We start from the raw sequence: 19,517 nt of genomic DNA, 5'->3' as shown, positions 1-19,517 counted from the left end.
CGGATAAATAAGTCAATAACGATTTCAGTCAGCAGACTGGAATTATTGTTGAGAATAACTCGTTGGCGGGCGATCAGGCTCGTGCAACAGTAAAACAGGCCGCTGAATCCCTGAAAAATGAGGTCAGGGATAAACTGGGTGAAGGTACAACTTCTTCTATCGCCAACGGTATTATCAATGCCCTTGCGAATACGGGCGATGCGGCATTAGGTTCAGCGGATTATGCTGCTGATGCGGCGATGGCGCTGGCCTCGTGTGCGGTCGGCGACAGCTACTGTAATAAAGCGCTGAGCGACCTGTCCGGGAAGAATCAGGCCGTGGCTGATAGCGTTAAGGCGCTGATGCAGAGTGAAACCTGGTCAGCGGTTGCGGATACGGTTAAACAGGCGGCCGGAGTAAATCAGACGGCGCTGGAAGCCACGGGGGGAATGCTGGCAGGTATTATCTTGCCGGGTAAGAAAGTACCCGCCGCAGCAAATCGAATTGAAACGATACTTAAATCTGAGAAAAGTTGGGAAAGTGCACGAAATAAGGCATTGGGTATTGTTGGTAATTTAGGGGCAGACTCTAAACCTGTAATTGGGCGGTTAGAAGTAAGTGCAGGGAATGGAAAAGTAATTGGACGTCAATCTAGTGATGGTAAAGTTGGCTGGCGTGTTGATTATGATCCTGAAAAGGGAACGCACATTAATATATGGGATTACTCTCAAGGAAAAGGGCCGGGAAAAGCAGTCAAGCAAGTCATACCATTTGAAGGTAATGAAAAATCGTTTGAAACCATATTGAAACAGTTGAATAGGTAGAGTAAATGACTTTATTTGATGAGTGTAAAGAAGCCCTTAGCGCTGATTTTGATGTGCTTGAAGGTCAGCGCGAGAAAGAGGCTATTAATATTTTGCATCAATTTCCATTTGCTAATGGAAATATATTATGGGCAGATCTTAAGTATTCGGATTATGAGGATATCAACGCTCTTATATCAGATAATCATAACAAAAATGACGATGTGTTCGTTTTTGTAGATGATATTAGCATTCCTATTTTTAGAACTAAGCTGATTTTGATTGCTGAGAATATTTATGACGTTACAGCTTTATCGCCGAAGTTATTTGTTTTTAACAATGAATTAATATTACAGCCTTTGTTTCCAACTGAAATAATCCGTTTAGGTATGAAGAGTTAGCAGCATTTTAAGATCCCGGCCAGAAGTGATCTGTCCGGGATCGTTTTATCGGTTGTTACCCTACCCAAAATGCCCGTTCCCGCGCTTGATCACCGGCAGATCGCCGGTGTCGTTCAGCGCGCCGGGGAAGGTCTTAAGCCACTGTTTCATCTTCGGCCGGTTGACGGAGACCACGCTCAGCCCCTCGGCGCAGCCGTACAGTTCGCGGGTGTTCTGGGCGGTGATGATGATGCAGTCCGGCATCATCCGTATCTTTATCGGTATCCCGTCGGTAAATCCCGCCTGTAGTGGTTCAATGGTTTTAGACACGCTCAGAGGTTATAACTGACATAACTGATGAGGTGATCATATGAGTATCCGGGGCGGCAGGCAGTGCGGTAAACAATGCGGTTTCCGCCGCGCAAAATGCGAAGCAAAGCAGTGACGGCCGCCTGAGTGCGCTTCAGGGAACGAAAGCTGCGCTTTCCGGCGTCCAGGCAGGACAGGCCGTCGCACTGGATGAGGCCAGAGGCGGCAGCGATAAGGACAATAACAACACTATTGGTATCAGTGCGTCTCTGGGGACGCAGTCGTCAAAATCTACCTCACATTCAGAGCAGGTAACCACCTCCGGCAGTACCCTGAATGCCGGCAATAATCTCGCCGTTGCGGCAACAGGCGGCGATATCACGGTCACGGGCAGCAAGCTTAAAGCCGGTAAGGATGTTTCGCTGGAGGCGCTCAGGGATGTGAACCTCATTGCGGCGCAGGATACACAGCTTACCAGCGGTAGTAACAAAAGCAGCGGCGGCAGTATTGGCGTCGGCGTGGGGGTGGGCTCCGGCGGCGCCGGTATCAGCATCTCGGCAAATGCCAACAGCAGCAAAGGGCATGAGAAAGGTAACGGCACCTGGCAGAATGAAACGACGGTGGATGCCGGTCATCAGGTCACCATCGCCAGTGGGCGAGATACCACGCTGGCCGGCGCGCAGGTCAGCGGCCATCAGGTGACGGCAGATGTCGGCCGTGACCTGACGATAACCAGCCTGCAGGACAGCGACCACTACGACAGCACGCAGAACAGCGTCAGTGGTGGCCTGGGTTACACCTTCGGCGCCGGATCGTTCTCGGGCAGCCTGAATGTCAGCCGCGATAAGATGAACAGCGACTACGATTCGGTGCAGGAGCAGAGCGGGTTGTTTGCCGGTCAGGGCGGTTTTGATGTGACGGTGGGCAACCACACCCAGCTGAATGGCGGGGTGATTGCTTCCACAGGTAGCGCAGATAAAAACAGCCTCGATACCGGCACGCTGGGTTTCAGTGATATCCACAACCAGGCGGATTATAAAACGCAGCATCAGGGCGGCGGTATCAGCACCGGCGGCAGCATCGGCTCGCAGTTCGCCGGTAACATGGCCAGCGCCCTGCTGGCGGGGGGTGGCAACAGCGGGCATGCGGAAGGCTCGACTCAGGCCGCTGTGGCTGACGGCATCATCACCATTCGCGACAAGGATAATCAGAAGCAGGATGTGGCTGACCTGAGTCGCGACACGGAGCATGCCAACGGCAGTATCGGGCCGATATTTGACAAGGAGAAGGAGCAGCGGCGCCTGCAGGAAGTGCAGCTGATAGGTGAGACTGGCAGCCAGGCGGCAGATATTGCGCGCACGCAGGGAGAGATAGCAAAACAGAAGGCGATGAAAGACCCGGCAGCCCTGACGGCGGTGGAAGCGAAGCTGAAAGCAGAGGGAAACAGCAGTCCGACGGCAGAACAGATTGCGGAGCAGGCGGGTCGTACGGCGATGCAGGATTATGGTACCGGCAGTGACCTGCAGCGGGGTATCCAGGCAGCCACGGCGGCGCTGCAGGGACTGGCGGGCGGGAACATCGCCGGAGCGCTGGCGGGGGCATCGGCGCCGGAGCTGGCAAATATTATCGGACATCAGGCTGGTCTTAAGGATGATGATATTGCGGCGAAAACCATAGCCCACGCGATATTGGGTGGTGCGGTCGCGGCACTACAGGGAGGGAATGCGGCGGCAGGAGCAGCCGGAGCCGCGACAGGTGAACTGGTTGCGAAAGCCATTCTGGAAACGATGTATCCGGGCAGGCAGGCCAGCGACCTGAGTGAAAGCGATAAACAGCTCGTCAGTAATCTGGCGACCATCGCCTCGGGATTTGCGGGCAATATAGTCGGGGGGGACTCGCAGAGCGCAACAACGGGTGCACAGTCTGGTAAGAACGCGGTTGAGAATAACTTCCTGAGTTCAAAAGAAGCCCGGCAGCTTGATAAAGAAATGCAAGATTGTAAGAAGTCGGGCGGAGATTGTAATAAGGTTGTCGAGAAATATATCGATATCAGCAACAAAAAAAGTAAAGAGCTTCAGGAAGCCTGTACAGGAGGTGGTGTTAGATGTGTTAGCTGGCAGGAACTGATACAGGGTGCGACTAATGTTGCTAATGATGCTAATCCACATCAAATCCGGTTGGATGAAAAACTGAAGGATCCAAGTGCCGCAGCATTGGTAAATTATCTTAATGGAGTCGATCTTAAATTCTTGCAGGATAATATTACGCAGGGTGATCGTATATTGTCTGTAGTCATGGATCCGACTTCCTGGCCAGTGGCGATAATGGGAGGTAAAGCCATTATTACTAATACTGTTAACAATACTAAGGAGCAGCTTATTGCTGTGGGGGTTGGTGCTGGGCTGAGTGCTGGTATTCAATATGGGACAACAGGAAAAGTGAGTTTGTCAGACTTAATTGGCTCTGGTGTGATCGGGGCGATTACTGCTGGTAAAGGTTATGACCCTGTAATGACATGGAACGCAGTAGGTGGCTATTATCAGGCCGAAATTAAAGGTGATGATCCATTTATGGCTGCGTTAGTGAGTAAGGCTGGGGCTTCAGCTGGTTATACTGCGGGAAATGTTCTAAAAGTTCAGGCTGATAAAATATTTAATCCGATATCAAAACAATATGAATGGGTACCGACTGGTGTCTGGACAATAACCAAACCAGTGCCACAAAGTTCTGTACCTTCAATTAGTGCTAATGCTATCGACTCTTTTACCTCTGGAGTAGTGGGGGATAGTTTGAACAAAGCTATTTCTGGAGGTAAAAATGAATCTAAATAAACCTAGAAAATCTATAAAATTGTTAATTTTTCTATGTATTGGAATGTGTTTTGTATTAATGATAGGTGGTTTTTTTCTTATTTACTCAAAGGATGGCCTGTTTGGGATTTTGATAAATCCTTCCCTTTTGGAAAAACAGAGATCGCTACGATCCTAAAAATCAGCCTCTTGGGTATTCCGGCCGGTCTGGTCTTCTGGATATTCGATGTTCGTTAATCTGTACCACAGCTGAATAATCCCGGCCTCAGGGCCGGGATTTTTTGTTAGTCAGTTATCTTTCGGGTGCCAGCCGTATGACCAGTAACCCGTGCTCAACGATCACGGTAACGGGGGGACTGGTCGAAAATCCCGCCTCTTCGAGCCAGACGTTTTTATCTCCCCCTGCGTGTACTAAAGGGTGTCCCGTTGAAACCCGCTGACGCCTCACGTAGCTCGTTGTCCAACGCTTCACGCTGTCAGATTAAAATCAGCCAGCATTCACCGTTATTGTTATTAATCAGCGTGACGTAAAAGTGATGTAATACTGATGTACTCAGGTTCTGATGGTGTAATAGTGACGCAATAATGAGGTATTTTTGATGTAATAGTGATGTATCTTCCTTTTATCCTCTCTGTATCCCATCATACAGGCATGATGGCGTTTATTTTTGACGCAATTTTATTTCCGGTAGCCCTTAACCTGCGTGAAAACGCCCGCCATTGTGTTTGTTTTTTATCCGCTATACACCTGACGCAGTGCGATAAATCGCACTAACTCTATGATAATCAATAAAATATAGGAAGGTAAACGAAATGGCGGTATTAAAAAGGTTGAGAATAACTCGTTAAGCTTCGGAAAAGGGATCGACAATACCATTGCTATTAATGCAGCGGGAATCAGTACGCAACTGACAATAATCTGCCCCCGGAAGAAACACAGGCTGGACTGAATAAGATCGCAAAAGGTGATATGCCAGACAGCACCAATATCACGAAAGTTATTGTCGACGGTTCTAGCAAAGGTGTAATGTAGCTAAACTCATCCCCCCGGCTTCATATTTACATATTGATATGCACTATTAATACCACCGCTAACCAATGCACCAGAGATACCTTTAGCTATAGCAACTTCTGGAGCCATATAAAGTGCTCCTGCGATCATTAGTGCGGCGACGTTTACAGCGACTGGTTATCTTGCTCCGGAGTACAATATCCCTACGAATATATTTATCAATTCTGGTGGGGCATTCTTGACTGACGGAGCCGATCCGGCATCATTAGGTGGTGCAGCTGTTGGTTCTGTAACTGGTGGTGTAGTCGGAATATATACTCCAGCAATTTTAAGGCCTATTTTGGGCCCATCATCTGGATTTTGGGCTGAAACTGGTAGTGCTTTTGTATCGGAGGTGTCTGGTGATGCAACTCAAAATGCAATTAACAAAGCAGGGGATAAAAAATGAAGAAAGTAACACTCTCTCAGCTCAGACTAGGAGCCATATATGGAACTGTGTCTTTTTTGCTTTAGGTCTTATTCTTCGCTTTAGCATTACGTATTTACACACTAAAGGATTTGATGTTAGTCACAATGACATTGTTAAAACATTTGTCATGAGTTGTATTGCAGGTGTTGGTGCAAGTATTCGTCCTATGTGTTTGCAAAAATAGATGAGCGGAAAAATCGAGAAAGGCCACCATCGGACCCTAAAGTATAAATGTAATCCCACCTTAAGTGAATTACACCCCAAAGTTTGGACACCAACTGAGTAAGGTGCATTTTTAATGCTGAGAATAACTTCCTGAGCGTCAGTGATAAGAAAGTCATTGATGTCTGTGGCAACGGAAATGCTGGAAGTGCAGCCTGTGCCGTTGCAAGGCAGGAAGTAATAGCCGCTAAAGGTGAGTACAAAATAGGGCCTTATGACTCGAAGATAAGCCAGCAGTATGCTGACTCGTACGGCCAGATAGTTAACCTGCTGAATATCTAAAGAACCTGTATGTGGTTATCAAAGGAGCCTTATGCCAGCCATAGCAACCAAAAACAGTGTTGGAACCGGCCACGGCGCCTTCCCCGCTCGCCCGCGGATAGAGGGTGAACCGTTACTAAAAATCAACGGAATAGATGTACTTGTTGACGGAAACCTGTACGCACACACATCATGCACGGCGGCCAGGTCATTTCAACGCGCCCCTGGTTTACGGTGAACGGCAAAGGAATTGTGTGTGTCAGCGATCCAATTTCCTGCGGCTCAACCGTGGGCGCCTGAGACTCATTAGTACAAATCAGCTAGAAGAACATAATGCTTGAGAAGGATTATCAATTATCCGCTTATAAGGGGTTCCGTAGTCATTCCTGCAATAACACCCGATAAGCAAATCGAAGTGATTGAAACGGTTTGTACGAACGGTCTGTATCGTTCAAGGGGGACGGTCAATTACGCTCTACCGATAGGATTAGGGAGAACATCTGAACAAGGATTTATGGTTTCATCGTTATAACAGGCAATGCTCCATCTACCTTATGATAAATACAATTGTAATTGGTTAAGTGGGAGCAAAGCATACTAAATGCGATATTTAGACCCAATAAACTCCAGGGTGTAGAATACACAAATTGATGCAGCCGCCATAGCTGCTGCATTCTGCATTCACTCAACCTTACTCACTATGCCTGACCTAAATGTTGCGCAGCGATACTCAATCGGGCTGGCGGCTTGCGCTTACACTTTTATTACCAGAACAACAGATAATACCGAAGACGATCAGTATCAGCGTTATGATGTGGTATGTCCTGAGCGTATTGCCAAGAAAGAGGATCCCCATAAGACCACCGGAAACCGGTATCAGATGAGTATAAATTTCGCTGCGTGTTGTACCAATCAATGAAACCCCTTTACTCCAGAAAACATAGGATAACCACGACGGAAAGATGATTAAGTAAAGGATCCCGATAATCACTGAAGGGCTGGCAGTATAAATTATGCCATGATAACTGGGCGACAGTGCAGCATGCAGACAGAACATGGGAACCAGGATAATAGTACCAATCAGTGAACTGAAAGCTACAAAAGACGTATTTTTCACCGATGTATTTTTTAGCCGCAAAAAAGCACAGTAAAACGCCCAGCTAAGGGCGGATATAATCGTCAATACATCCCCCCAGCCAAAAGCTTTCATACTGCCGTTACCACTGGCGCTGGAAAATGCAAGGTAGATAACACCAACCGTACTGGCAATTACACCAGCAACATTCCGGGCTGAAATCCGTTCATGGAAAATAAAGTAATTGATTAAAAGCACCATACAGGGAGTGCCAGAAATATAAATAGCAGCGTTGAGTGAGGTGGTGTACTGTAATCCTATATAAAGACTTAAGGGAAAACTAACCTGACCTAGGAATGAAAGTAGTGTATTGATGCCAATGTTTTGTCTTAGTGTGGAAAAATCACGAGAAAAGATCTTCCAGTAAAACGCGAGCATCAGTAGTGTCGTTCCAGCCCAACGTATCAGGCTAAGTCCGTAAGGATCAACATACTGAACCAGAATATGTCCGACGACATAATTCCCTCCCCAGAAAATGGCAGCAAGTGCCAGTAGTAAATACGCCAAGTATCACCTCCTTTTACAAAAACTGTCCCGACAAGTATGAACCGGGAGCAGTCTCTTCAGACTATCGAATCCAGGTTATTCATCAGTTGATCGTAATAGCGTTCTGCTGTGCGCAACCTGAGTAAACTGCCAATATAAAATTCTTTGCGTGTTTCTGGATATTTATTCGCAATCACATCGATAACATTATAAAGCCAGTCATCACCATGTTTAATATCAATAGTGATGTGCTCGGTATAATATTTTACATCCCTGTCAACCAGTCCAAGACGGATACACCCTTTCACCAGTTTTTCGTATTGCGGAGGATCAAGTACTTCCGTCATAGCCATGACACCCAGCAATTTGTAGTAATGTTTGCGGTTGACGGAGCCAATCATGAATGCGTTGTGGCCTGCTAATGCTTCAACGCCATACATATCTATATAGTGGTTTCCCGGCAATGTAATATCCTGTCGGGCAAGAACATCTTTATATAGATTGACATGCGTAAATACATTATCCCCATGGCCGATTTCATCCCAGAGGTTTTCACTGATAGTTCCCCTGGTTTCAGGTTGAGAACCAATCAATGTATAGGCAACGAGGTCAAAAAAAATCAAATTTAATGCGCTGTCGCTTTTAAAGAAGTAATAGAGTTGTTTCGTTGTGGCATCTTTTTCAAGAAATTCAAAAACCTGATGATGAGATGCATTATGCGTTTGCCAGACTGATTTTAAATAATCGCCGTAATGTTTTACGGAATCAACTTCTGGAGGGATAACCAGACCAGAAAATTCACTCTCAAGCCATTTTTGTTCAATGGCATTTTTAATTTCAAGAATAGCTGGATCATATTGTCTGGCAGCTGGCGTTGATAATGGGTGAGCAAGTACGCTTTGATAAATAAGAAAAAGAGCATGTTGAACAATTTTCTGATCGCTCGCAGAGTGGCGATCGTATGCATGTTCAAGTATTACACCGAGTTTTTCCTTCTCAGTGATGAAATTGCTGTCTCCGTTAATATAAGCAAGCAAAGATTGGGTAAAACCATATTCATCATCCGTAAAAGCGGGTTCGATTCTTAGAAGATTAAACATTCAAATTTACCTCATTGATAGACCACAATCATAGTGAGGTTATATCCAAAGTGGTTAAGTGATCCCGGTCACATTAATAAACCATATTTTTTACCAATAAAAGCTCCTGACAGGGCAGTAGTAGGCATTTGTAGTATCACACTCAATATCGCAAATGCCAGTTAGTGAAGGTCATTTACACGCTGAGGCCTACTCATCTGTGACCTCGATGTGGCAGCCATGACCGAGATTAACCAGGTGCTGAATACGGGCGCTGGTGGCGGCACGGTACCACAGTCCACTTCACTGTCTCAGGACCAAATCGACGCCCTGAAGGCTGCCTGTGCGGAATTTAGGGTGATGATGGATAAGCTCCCATGGAGCAGGTCATTCAGAAACGGGACGCCACGATCACCGTCGATGTTGAAACCGCAAACCGATACGGCCTGCGCTGGCGGTACGATGTGGCCAATCAACGGAAGCATGAAACTATCCAGACCCGCCCCAGTGATCGTTGGGGGCCTAACGCTCATCCGGAGCATCCTGATCGAACTGTCGCTGGAGCCTGTTGGGCGACACGATACTGGCCTCGTCGTGAGGACAGAAACTGTCTACCGGATCGTGGTCACTCCATTTGATTTACCGTGCTCGTACATCGGGGGGTATATAGTGTAAAATCTGTCGCCGCTATAGTGGGTTTAGGAAGTTCTGTCGCATTTTCTCGTGCATTTTCGCGGAAATTCGGCCACCCGCCGGGCATGATAAGATCCCAAATAAACCGAATATAATAGGTTGTTATGCCTGTTCCTCGCTAAAAGCAGGCGATCAGATTTTATTGTGGTTCTGGCTGACAGATATCAGCGTAAACGTCAACAATGTCCATATGTGATGCTTACCCCCGGATGGTAATCACCGGTTAGGTTTCATCCCACTCGTTTAAATCCCAGGAGACCGGTTATCACTTTCGTGGTCTGGTGTGCATCACTGGTCCTGTTTTATGTCAGTAACTGCAGTGAAATAGGGCTATTTACAGGCTATACTTGGTAAGCTTGCCTGCATCCATAAGTCACAACATAACCAATAACGATGATGTATTGATTCGCCAGCCCTCTCCAGTGGCTGGCTTTTTTATTCTGGAATGGCTGACTGGAGGGATTATATAAAACTTATCAGTGGAGGGGGTTATCGTCCTTTCTGTCGGATAACGACATACTGATCTGCTCCAACGGAGTACCGGTACGGAACCTGCCCGGATTCGAAATGTTGTTTCTCCTGACGGCCGGTATCATTCAGCGCCAGGAAACGGATCAGATACGTTCCCGGGGTGTTGATACGATAGATGAACATCAACTCGTAATTTTCGCCAGCTCCGATATTCACGAAGGGCAGAACCAGGCGCTGCAGCGGGCCTGCGTAGCGACCGGACATCAGGCTGACGGGCGACTGGTAAATGGGAGAACCTTCAGAAAAACTGACCGGAACCAGCGTCAATGCGGCATCATCCAGCAGAACCTTACCTTCCAGACTGCCGGGATTGGAAAGCGTGACTTTCACCTGCAGCAGACTGCCGTCTGGATCGAGTGGCTGAATGGTGGCATCGATTCTGGCCTGGATATGAGGCTCACGGATCGTCTTCTGAGCTAACTCCTTCAGGGTGTATTCCGTGACGAGCTGTTCTTTTTTCACATAAAACGTGGAATAAAAAGCCCATGCACCCACCGCAATAGCAGCAGCTATCGTGGTGATCTGCGCGGCTATCTGTACCACGAGGTGTATTTTTTCCAGTCTGCTCATCTGATATTCACGCCATCAGGGCTCCTATTCGTTACCCGGGCATCCGTAGCTGGCGTGGGGATACCTGCACCGGTATGTACTGCCGGATTCTCCTGTTTACCTGTTTCAGTCGAATAAAACAACGACCGAGTGGCCGTTGTTTTCTGTAGCAGAGCGCTGCACATCAGAAGACGATGTTCGCGCTGATGCCACCAATGAAAGCATCATCCACTTCACTTACTGCGCCCGGCGCGGAAACATACTGCAGATTCGGGCGGATCTGTAGCCAGTCAGTCGCCTGCACATTGTAATAAAGTTCATAGTTATATTCTGCTCCTTCCTGGACGGGCAGATAAGTCGGACTGTTGTAGTCTGTCTCGCCGTTGAAAGCATTTTCCTGGCGTAGCATGCGGGTATAGGCAGAGTTAACATGAATACGTGCGGCACCCACACCGATTTCATCCTGTGGTCTGGCGTCAAACGGGCCTTTCCAGGTGACGGCGATAGACTGATAATTATCTGTTTTTGAGGTTTTGTGATCGTTCATCACCGCCTGAAGGGTTAATGTAATTCCGCGATCGGTACTGCCACCCTGAGCGCTCAGTTGTTGCTGTGCCAGGATATAACCGCCGTAGGCATGAGCGGTATCATTAAAGCCACCGTTATGCCATGAGCCATACACATTATCGTTGACGGAAGAGTAGTAATAACCAAGTCGGTAATTACCCGGCAATTTATCACTGCCCAGTTTCGGCTGCCAGCCCAGCTCTACCGGAACCAGGTTCCCTTCTGTCGGGCTGAATTCGAGGCGGAAACCATCCCCGCGATCGTAGTTATAAGGATTCTGATTATAGAAGCCCACCTGCATAAACACTTCCGGCGTAATATTCAGACGTACACGTCCGCCCCACTGGGAGACCGGCCAGTTGTACCAGTGATCGCCGCGCCAGTTGCCTGCCTGCCCGCTGCCGAATGCCAGATTCTGGAACTTGCTGTCAAAGTTATCAAAATCTTCGCCGACGGTGACGCGGCCGGCTTTCAGATCGAGCACATCGCCAAAAAGTCCTTTTCTCAGCCAGAACTGCGTCAGCCGCCAGGTCTGCCCACGACCATAGACTTCCTGAACGGATGACAGCATGCCGGTGCGGGGATCGGCAATTTGATCTGACAGGTTTTGCCCGTTACGGTCCGTGATGGTCATCTGGAATTCCGCATCCTGCCAGTTCAGCAGTTTTTCCAGATCGAGGTTAACCCCGAACGCCCACTGATCGCTGTAACGTGCGGTGGTGGAGGTGTGATATCCGCCAGCCAGATTGGATGCTGATTCCATGGTATAGCCAGCCTGGAAACTGACGCCGTTCTGCTGTAAGTCTGAACGTACTCCTCCCCAGCCGCCCAGCATCCATGGGGAGCCAGTACTGAAGGCATCTGCAGCCTGAGCCGCATATGGCTGAAGAGCAAGAAATAACATCCCGGGCAGGAATCCTTTTATTGAGTGTTTCGCCACTGATTTAATCACTTTCATAATTATGTTCTGACTGTTGAATTTAAGTGAAATCCGAGTGTAATTCCGGTGATATATTTTTTTTATAATTCTGTGCCTTTAAAAAATAAATGCATTACAGATTCTGATGAGATTCACAGAATTGATATGTTCTGCATTGATGCTTTTTTACAAAATAATAATAAATGTAAGATTTATTATTAATGGGATATTATTGTCAGGTACCCTGAAGCGATACTTTATAATAACGCACGTGTAGTAATTATTATGATTTACACTGACACCGGTATGATCGGAGAAATACGTTATGTGTAGTGATGTGATGGACGCCCTTTCCTGAAGCAGCCAGTGCCATACTTTTACTGTCTGCGTTTGCTACGGGAGTAAATCACATGAGCACGATCAGAGTTGTTGGTATTGATATCGCCAAATCAGTTTTTCAGGTCTGCGTCTGGATGGTCGATGGCTCCGTCGCATGGAACAAAAAAATCTCTCATTCTAAATTGCTGGATACTATCCGACAGTTTGAACCTGGAACTCTTGTTGCTATGGAAGCCTGCGCCACTTCGCATTTTTGGGGGCGAACCTTCGCATCTATGGGCTATTGCGTCAGACTCATCCCCGCACAACACATAAAAGCTTTTGTCCGTAGCCAGAAAAATGATGCCAATGATGCGTTGGCAATTTGCGAGACAGCATTTCGCCCGGGTATTCACTTTGTTTCTGTAAAAACCACAGAACAGCAGGATATCAAGGCGCTTCGGAACACACGCCAACTAATGGTTGAGCAGAGAACGGCGCTGGCCAACCAGCTTCGTTCTCTGCTCGCTGAATATGGTTTCACTATTCCTGTCGGGATCCTGAGTCTCCAGCAACAGCTACCGGAGCTGATTGAAGATGCCTCAAACAGCCTGACATTCACTCTTCGTCGACTGTTGTCTTCGCTGCGGGAAGATACCGTCCTCCCGTGCGAAAACGGCACCGATTAGCGCTTTCGCTTGATGAAAGAGAGGAGATATCCAGAGGGCTGGTAGCAAAACTCAGTATCAGGGGCATCGCCGCCAAATTATCAAGAGCGCCCTCAACGATTAGCCGCGAGGTCAGGAGGCACGGTGGTGCAAAACAATACCGTGCAGCAAAAGCCGATGCTACTGCGTGGGAAAATGCGCTGAGACCAAAACCCTGCAAGCTAATTGAAAGCCCCGCATTGTGTAAAATCATTGCAGAGAAGATGCATCAGGACTGGTCGCCGGAACAGATCGCCGGTTGGCTGAAACGCTGTTATCCGGCTAATCAGGAAATGCATGTGTCACACGAAACGATTTATAAAACACTTTTTATACAAACCCGTGGAGCATTAAAAAAAGAGCTGCAGCAATGCCTCAGAAGCGGGAGAGCAGTGCGTAGATCCAGAACGTCATCACTTAAAGGGAAAGGATTAGGGTCAATCCCGAACACGATACCTATCAGCGAAAGGCCACCAGAGGCGGCTGACAGAGCCATTCCAGGTCACTGGGAAGGTGACTTGATTCAGGGCTCGAAAAATTCCTATATCATCACCCACGTAGAACGTCATTCCCATTTTGTTATGCTGGCGAAGATCAGAGACAACAAGACCATAACGGTTATATCTGCACTCATCAGACAAGCCCGGGAATTACCTGCTGAGCTTTATAAAACATTAACTTGGGATCGTGGCGCTGAAATGACCAGCCACACTCGATTTACTGTAGCGACAAACATTCAGATTTATTTTTGTGATCCTCAATCTCCCTGGCAACGTGGCTCAAATGAAAATACGAACAGATTGCTCAGACAATATTTTCCAAAAGGAACTGACTTATCGGTTCACAGCCAGCAGAGACTTAACAGTGTTGCCAGACAGCTCAACGAAAGGCCGAGAAAAACGCTAGACTATGAATCACCCGCAGAACGGTTCAATAAGTGTGTTGCGTCCATCAGTTGAACTCACAGCCAGGAGCGGACATTACTGCTATCAATATGCTCGGTGCGGAAACATCGCATGGATAATCAGTAGTCGGATTGACAAAGGCTCCAGAAGGAGCCTTTGTCAATAAAAAATATAGTGTATTCTAAATAAATAGGGATTGATATTTAAACAGACATTGCATCCCATGAAGTAGCCGCTGAATCAAGCGGTATCTCTAAGGTTTCAAGGAATCGCGCTGTCATCATATAGTGACCAATAATCAGCGTTAATTCCGCGATTTGTGTGTCATCATAAAATTCGCGAATTTTATTGAAAATCTTATCAGAAACTTTCACCTTAGCCACACACTCCTCTACGAATTTAAGAATTGTAGCCTCTCTCTCTGCCATTAATGCTCCTGCCTCAATCAGAGAAATTTCTTCTTCCGTCCATCCTGATTTCAATGCCAAAGGATAATGTTGCATCCTTTCATAAGGGCTGCGACTCAAACAGCCGACTCGCATTATAATCATTTCTCTGTCTTTGTTATTTAACTTACCAGCAGGAAATGAGGCGCCCAAAGAAAGATAACCTTGAGCAGAGCAAGAAGTTGCCAGCAGTCCCAGGGTCAGATTTGCAGGAAAACGTGCATATTGTTCTTTTTGAGAATCAGTCAGGTTGTCTAATTCAGGAATAGTAATACGTGGCATATTGAACTCTCTTATTAATTAATCAAAGCAACAGGACGTGCCCAGCCAGCAGAAGCAGCTGCTACTTTTACTGGGAGACTGATCACAGTAAATCCTGTAGATGGAAGAAGATCCAGATTAGTAAGTTTTTCGATCTGGCAGTAGGGTAATACACTGCCTGCAAAATGCCCTTCCCATATCAGTGAAGCATCTTTAGTTTGTTCATATTTTTTTTGCGTGCGAGAAAACGGCGCATCCCAGCTCCATCCATCAGTACCAACGACTTTTACACCACGCGATGTCAGGAACAGTGTGGCTTCTCGCCCCATTCCGCAACCACTGTCTAAGAAGTCATCCTTCCCATACTTGCTGCCAGCAGATGTATTAACCAAAACGATATCATTTGGTTTAAGCTCATGATTAATTCTTGCAAGCTCTGCAACAATGTCAGCTGAAGTGACAACATAGCCATCCGGGAAATGTCTGAAGTCAAGTTTAACGCCCGGCCCCACACACCACTCTAATGGGATTTGGTCAATCGTAAGCGAAGGGGTGCCATCATCCATATGTGAATGATAGTGATATGGCGCATCCATATGTGTGCCTGCATGGGTGCTCATTTTGACAAACTCAACAGCCCAGCCTTCATGTCTAGGCAGCTCATTTGTGGTTAAACCGGGGAAGCTAGCAGCCAGTTGGGAGGCTCCTTCACTGTTGGTCACATAATTAATTTCAGGTAGAAATGCTGGAGGATCTGAGGCTATGCCTGTCATAAGTGGAACAGATAAATCTATGATTTTATTGAACATGAATCACCTCGGGTTCTTAATTGATGTTGCTAACAAGAACTATGATAAGGATAATAAAATTATTGGAAATGCTGAAAACCAGACAAACAATAGCTGTGAAAGGAAAGCCTATGTCTAATCGAGACAAAACTGGAGAACCACCTGAGTCGATTTGGTTTCGCTGTGCAAAATGGGTTGCTGGAACAGATTTTCCTGATCAGAGTTTGCACTGGGGGAAGCTCATGTATTCATGCGTGGGCCTGGTAAAAATAAATGTTAATGGGGATACATACCTTTCTACTCCTGAGTTCGCAGTCTGGTTGCCACCACAAACCAGTCATCAGTCCTTAGCTTTGACAAATATTGAATATGTAATCATTCACTTTCATGAAAAATTATGCAGACATTTATCTTCTGAGGTTAAAACCCTTAAAATAAATGGAATAATTAGAGAAATAATTAAAGATTTCTCCCGGAGATCTGTTGGGTACCCTTCAAGTCAGGCTGATAAAAACCTCGCAAATGTCTTGGGTGAGCAACTAGCCCTAAGTGACAGTTTTGACTGTTTTCTTCCACTTAGCGACGATGAAATAATAAAAAAAATAACACAAAAAATGATTAACCAACCTGATGCTGTTTATACACTTAAGAGTTGGAGTGATAAAATAGGATTAAGTGAAAGAACGCTTTCAAGGCGATTCCTTTTATCCACTGGCATTAACTTTAACGAGTGGAGTATAAGGAGAAAAGTATTATTGGCTATAATCCTCCTTCAAGAAGGAAAATCGGTTAAGTATGTATCTTCATCCTTGGGCTACCACGATCCTTCCGCTTTTATAGCCATGTTCAGGAAGCGGATGGGGATTTCTCCTGGACAACTCGATTAGCCCCCTAACAACTGAAGTGACCAAAGCTCACACATAACTATAGTTGATCCTACCCGCGAATAGTAGACACGTAACTAAGTGAGTAAACTCTCAGACAGAGGTGACTCACATGACAAAATCAGCAACCGTAAGTAAGAAGTCGCGTAAACAACATTCTCCGGAGTTCCGCAGCGAGGCCCTGAAGCTCGCTGAGCGCATTGGCGTGGCCGCCGCCGTCCGGGAGCTCGGCCTTTATGAATCTCAGCTCTACGCCTGGCGCAGTAAAATACAGCAGCAGAAATCTGACTACCTAAAAAACAAGCTTAACGTGGGATAATTTCCGTTTTCCAAGCGGACCCCAGATACGCCCCGACTACGGCTAACGCCTTGTCGTGCCGCGTACAGAGGCGCCAGCAGCGTTTTTAGCGGGTCTGGCTTTGCAGGGAAGGGGATCGTTCAGGCAGAACCTATCAAAACGGCAGCCGGCTACGCTGGGCGCCGGCGCCATTTGCCTGTCGTACTCCATTCAACTTCAGCTGGCGCCTCCATGCCGCTCACGCGGCATTATCTATACTTTGATTCTGCCCAGAGGAGGTGTGTATGTGTGGACGTTTTTCCCAGTCGATGACCCGCGAAAATTACCTGTCACTGATTGCTGATGAAGCTGATCGGGATATTACTTATGACCCGGTACCAATCGGCCGCTACAACGTTGCCCCGGGTACAAGGGTATTACTGCTGAGCGAACGTGACGAACAGCTGCACTTCGATCCTGTTCACTGGGGATAGCGATCCTCTATATCTGCGCCCTAACTGCCACGCAATGGTGCACAGGTAGAATGAATCCAGACCATTGTCGATTGAGGCGCTGCGCAGCATGATCGACGAAGCTAAAAAAACGGGCATATCAAGGTCGAGGGTATTCTGCTGGACGGTATAATCCATTACGGATATTGATTTCGCCTTTTACGCATATGCGCATTATTAAACAAGACATTCTGGCTAAACTTGTTTTTATACGCTTCACAAATTAAGGGTAATAACATTAAACATTTCGTTAAAAAATATAACATCTTTGCATTTGCTTAATCGGTTATATCGGTGCAGTTTATTGTTATAGAGATAACTTTAATAAAGTTATTCGGGTTAAAATTGCATTCTAATTACTGGTATATACTATCTGGCACTGCTTTTGTTGTGTTCTGGGCAGGTACAGTAGGTAAACACCATTATCGTTTAAGGAAGTGTTAATAATTGTAGCGCATCATTTCCTATAGCACTGGATATTGCTTAATTTGACAATAAAAAGGATATTAACATGAAAAAAATGTATATTTTTCTGACTGCCGCCATCTGCAGCGTTCTCAGTGTATCAACAACATATGCTAAAGAAAATAAAGGATTTCTGAATGCGGATACTTCCCCAGACAGCCTTGCAATTTTGCCTCCACCACCGACTGAGAACTCTGTTGCCTTTCTGCAGGATAAAGCTGACTACGAGACGGGGCGGGTTTTAAAAAACAAAGAAAGAACCGAACTCGCAGCCAAGGATGCCAATTATAAAAACTTTGGCCAGGCATTTTCTGAAGCGTTCGGGATGGTGATTTCCGCTGAGCGTACACCGGTACTTTATCTGCTGCTCAGTGAAGTTTTGCAGGACAGTCACGATTATGCAATGCGCAGCGCAAAAGATCACTATATGCGAGTTCGCCCCTTTGTTCTTTATAAAAATCCTACTTGTACCCCGGAGAAGGATGACAAAATGGCAAAAACAGGATCCTATCCTTCGGGCCACGCTTCATTCGGTTGGGCTGCAGCGCTGGTATTAGCTGAAATAAATCCAGCCCGCGAAACGGAAATTCTTAAACGAGGTATGGATTTCGGAGAGAGCCGGGTTGTCTGCGGTGCGCACTGGCAGAGTGATGTCGACAGCGGTCGAATTATGGGGGCCGCAGTAGTGGCTGCGCTGCATGCAAATCCCCGTTTCGCCAATACGCTTTCTGAAGCCAAGAAAGAATTTGCGGCGCTGAGTGCGAAAAGCGAGTGACCCCGCGCGGCCAAGCCTCGAACTGTGCCAAAGGCGCATCGAGGCTGTAATGCCTGCCTAAATTAAACGATTGGCATGTAATTTTTTAGCGACCTGTTGGTACACAGTGTCAAGCTGCCGGGTCAGCGCATTGACAGCCTCTCCGGCGTTGAGAGGATGCCCAAGGGAGCGTATATCCATGACCGGCGGCCACTTGTCCTGGTTCCGGAAGTTGCCAGGGAGTGGATGATACAGGACGAGTCTGGCAAGGAGGCTGAAGAAATTGCTGCTGATGGAGCTGTGTCAGCTGATCATTTTATATGGCATCCCGTATCGCACGCTGTTGGTAATGTGAAGAACCAGGGAGCAGAACTCTTAGAGCCTGTAATTATCGAGCAAAAAAGCGCATGATAAGATCAGTTGATGTATTGTCCCGGACACGTTGAGCTACATAGCAGACCGTTTACGTCCAACAAATGTCCAGCGCAGGTAGTCGTAGATCCAGTTAAACAGCATCGTGTACGGCAGGAAAAACAGTACAAGACCGATCTCAACAAAAAAAGCTTCCGTTACCGTTAAATTCAGCATCACCATTGCCACAGGAATTAACGTGATGATAAGTCCAACTTCAAAACAGGCCGCATGGAGTGCGCGAACCAGAAATGTTCTTTCAAACCGGTATTTTTTCTGAAGGGAGTCAAAGAGTTTGTTAAACACAAAATTCCAGGCCGTAGCGGTCAGCGCGGATATCACGGACAGTGAGCCTGACTGGAGTACCGACACGTTCATCAGCCAGGCGAGTGACAGCGCGATAATAATATTGGCCGTGACTTCAAAAATGACTGCGTGGAAAATCCTTTCTCTAAAGCTTTTATCTAATTCAATTTCCATAAGTTTATGGCAGCAGTGGATAAAGGCTGAAGTATATCAAACGTTTTTCAACCATGGGTAAACGTAGACACTAGGTTGTGTGGGTATTATGACAGCGTGAACGCT

The 19,517-nt window shown here is 46.7% G+C and carries 12 protein-coding genes and 10 pseudogenes; 13 read left to right on the top strand and 9 right to left on the bottom strand.

Annotated elements, in window-relative coordinates; translation table 11 throughout:
- Positions 1-47: 47 nt before the first annotated feature.
- Both EAE_RS09205 and EAE_RS09200 read left to right on the top strand, forming a co-directional pair.
- Positions 48-803: pseudogene (locus EAE_RS09205) on the top strand (hypothetical protein); the annotation flags it as partial.
- 5 nt (positions 804-808) lie between these two features.
- Positions 809-1,183, top strand: a complete 375-nt coding sequence (locus EAE_RS09200) for a CDI toxin immunity protein (protein WP_015704129.1) — start codon at positions 809-811, stop codon at positions 1,181-1,183.
- Positions 1,184-1,243: 60 nt separating this feature from the next.
- Here the strand turns inward: EAE_RS09200 and EAE_RS09195 are convergent.
- Positions 1,244-1,468 (bottom strand): annotated as a pseudogene (locus tag EAE_RS09195) (SymE family type I addiction module toxin); the annotation flags it as partial.
- Positions 1,469-1,536: 68 nt separating this feature from the next.
- On the opposite strand from EAE_RS09195, the pseudogene EAE_RS09190 reads away from it, so the two are divergent.
- Positions 1,537-4,302, top strand: a pseudogene (locus tag EAE_RS09190) (hemagglutinin repeat-containing protein); the annotation flags it as partial.
- A 271-nt stretch (positions 4,303-4,573) separates the two neighbouring features.
- Here EAE_RS09190 and EAE_RS09185 read toward each other — a convergent pair.
- Positions 4,574-4,729, bottom strand: a complete 156-nt coding sequence (locus tag EAE_RS09185) for a SymE family type I addiction module toxin (protein WP_223848516.1) — start codon at positions 4,727-4,729, stop codon at positions 4,574-4,576.
- Between the two features lie 802 nt (positions 4,730-5,531).
- On the opposite strand from EAE_RS09185, the gene EAE_RS09180 reads away from it, so the two are divergent.
- Both EAE_RS09180 and EAE_RS25480 read left to right on the top strand, forming a co-directional pair.
- Positions 5,532-5,741: a hypothetical protein gene (locus tag EAE_RS09180; protein WP_150377927.1), complete on the top strand. Its 210-nt coding sequence runs from the start codon at positions 5,532-5,534 to the stop codon at positions 5,739-5,741.
- A 345-nt stretch (positions 5,742-6,086) separates the two neighbouring features.
- Positions 6,087-6,263, top strand: a pseudogene (locus EAE_RS25480) (DUF6862 domain-containing protein); the annotation flags it as partial.
- Between the two features lie 712 nt (positions 6,264-6,975).
- Here the strand turns inward: EAE_RS25480 and EAE_RS09175 are convergent.
- Positions 6,976-7,887, bottom strand: a complete 912-nt coding sequence (locus tag EAE_RS09175) for a DMT family transporter (protein WP_015704125.1) — start codon at positions 7,885-7,887, stop codon at positions 6,976-6,978.
- Positions 7,888-7,943: 56 nt separating this feature from the next.
- Positions 7,944-8,966 carry an iron-containing redox enzyme family protein gene (locus EAE_RS09170; protein ID WP_015704124.1) on the bottom strand — a complete coding sequence of 341 codons (1,023 nt, stop codon included), beginning with the start codon at positions 8,964-8,966 and terminating at the stop codon, positions 7,944-7,946.
- A gap of 377 nt (positions 8,967-9,343) precedes the next feature.
- Here EAE_RS09170 and EAE_RS09165 point away from each other — a divergent pair.
- Positions 9,344-9,463: pseudogene (locus EAE_RS09165) on the top strand (IS21 family transposase); the annotation flags it as partial.
- Between the two features lie 664 nt (positions 9,464-10,127).
- On the opposite strand, the gene EAE_RS09160 reads toward EAE_RS09165, so the two are convergent.
- Complete coding sequence (locus EAE_RS09160; RefSeq protein WP_015704122.1) at positions 10,128-10,739, bottom strand: hypothetical protein; 612 nt, start codon at positions 10,737-10,739, stop codon at positions 10,128-10,130.
- Between the two features lie 163 nt (positions 10,740-10,902).
- Entirely contained in the window at positions 10,903-12,189 is a 1,287-nt protein-coding gene (locus EAE_RS09155; RefSeq protein WP_015704121.1) for a carbohydrate porin, read from the bottom strand.
- A 425-nt stretch (positions 12,190-12,614) separates the two neighbouring features.
- On the opposite strand from EAE_RS09155, the pseudogene EAE_RS09150 reads away from it, so the two are divergent.
- Positions 12,615-13,178, top strand: a pseudogene (locus tag EAE_RS09150) (IS110 family RNA-guided transposase); the annotation flags it as partial.
- Positions 13,172-14,188: pseudogene (locus EAE_RS09145) on the top strand (IS30 family transposase); the annotation flags it as partial. The pseudogenes EAE_RS09150 and EAE_RS09145, both read left to right, overlap by 7 nt.
- A gap of 149 nt (positions 14,189-14,337) precedes the next feature.
- On the opposite strand, the gene EAE_RS09140 reads toward EAE_RS09145, so the two are convergent.
- Entirely contained in the window at positions 14,338-14,862 is a 525-nt protein-coding gene (locus EAE_RS09140) for a carboxymuconolactone decarboxylase family protein (protein WP_150377928.1), read from the bottom strand.
- 14 nt (positions 14,863-14,876) lie between these two features.
- The gene (locus EAE_RS09135; protein WP_150377929.1) at positions 14,877-15,650 is read right to left on the bottom strand and encodes a cyclase family protein; all 774 of its coding nucleotides are present in this window, start codon (positions 15,648-15,650) and stop codon (positions 14,877-14,879) included.
- A gap of 110 nt (positions 15,651-15,760) precedes the next feature.
- On the opposite strand from EAE_RS09135, the gene EAE_RS09130 reads away from it, so the two are divergent.
- The 5 genes and pseudogenes from EAE_RS09130 to EAE_RS09110 all read left to right on the top strand — a co-directional run.
- Complete coding sequence (locus EAE_RS09130; RefSeq protein WP_015704115.1) at positions 15,761-16,516, top strand: AraC family transcriptional regulator; 756 nt, start codon at positions 15,761-15,763, stop codon at positions 16,514-16,516.
- 109 nt (positions 16,517-16,625) lie between these two features.
- Positions 16,626-16,799, top strand: a pseudogene (locus EAE_RS09125) (transposase); the annotation flags it as partial.
- A gap of 296 nt (positions 16,800-17,095) precedes the next feature.
- Positions 17,096-17,281 (top strand): annotated as a pseudogene (locus EAE_RS09120) (SOS response-associated peptidase family protein); the annotation flags it as partial.
- A 532-nt stretch (positions 17,282-17,813) separates the two neighbouring features.
- On the top strand, positions 17,814-18,542 hold the full coding sequence (locus EAE_RS09115) for an acid phosphatase (RefSeq protein WP_015704112.1): 729 nt from the start codon (positions 17,814-17,816) through the stop codon (positions 18,540-18,542).
- Between the two features lie 174 nt (positions 18,543-18,716).
- Positions 18,717-18,932, top strand: a pseudogene (locus tag EAE_RS09110) (SOS response-associated peptidase family protein); the annotation flags it as partial.
- Between the two features lie 36 nt (positions 18,933-18,968).
- On the opposite strand, the gene EAE_RS09105 reads toward EAE_RS09110, so the two are convergent.
- A complete protein-coding gene (locus EAE_RS09105) occupies positions 18,969-19,412 on the bottom strand; it encodes a PACE efflux transporter (protein WP_015704110.1) in 444 nt (147 codons plus the stop codon).
- Positions 19,413-19,517 lie beyond the last annotated feature (105 nt).

The sequence above is a fragment of the Klebsiella aerogenes KCTC 2190 genome, from assembly GCF_000215745.1.
GTDB lineage: Bacteria > Pseudomonadota > Gammaproteobacteria > Enterobacterales > Enterobacteriaceae > Klebsiella > Klebsiella aerogenes.
Note: the sequence above shows the minus strand (reverse complement) of the source record. Positions and strands in the feature narration are given on the sequence as shown.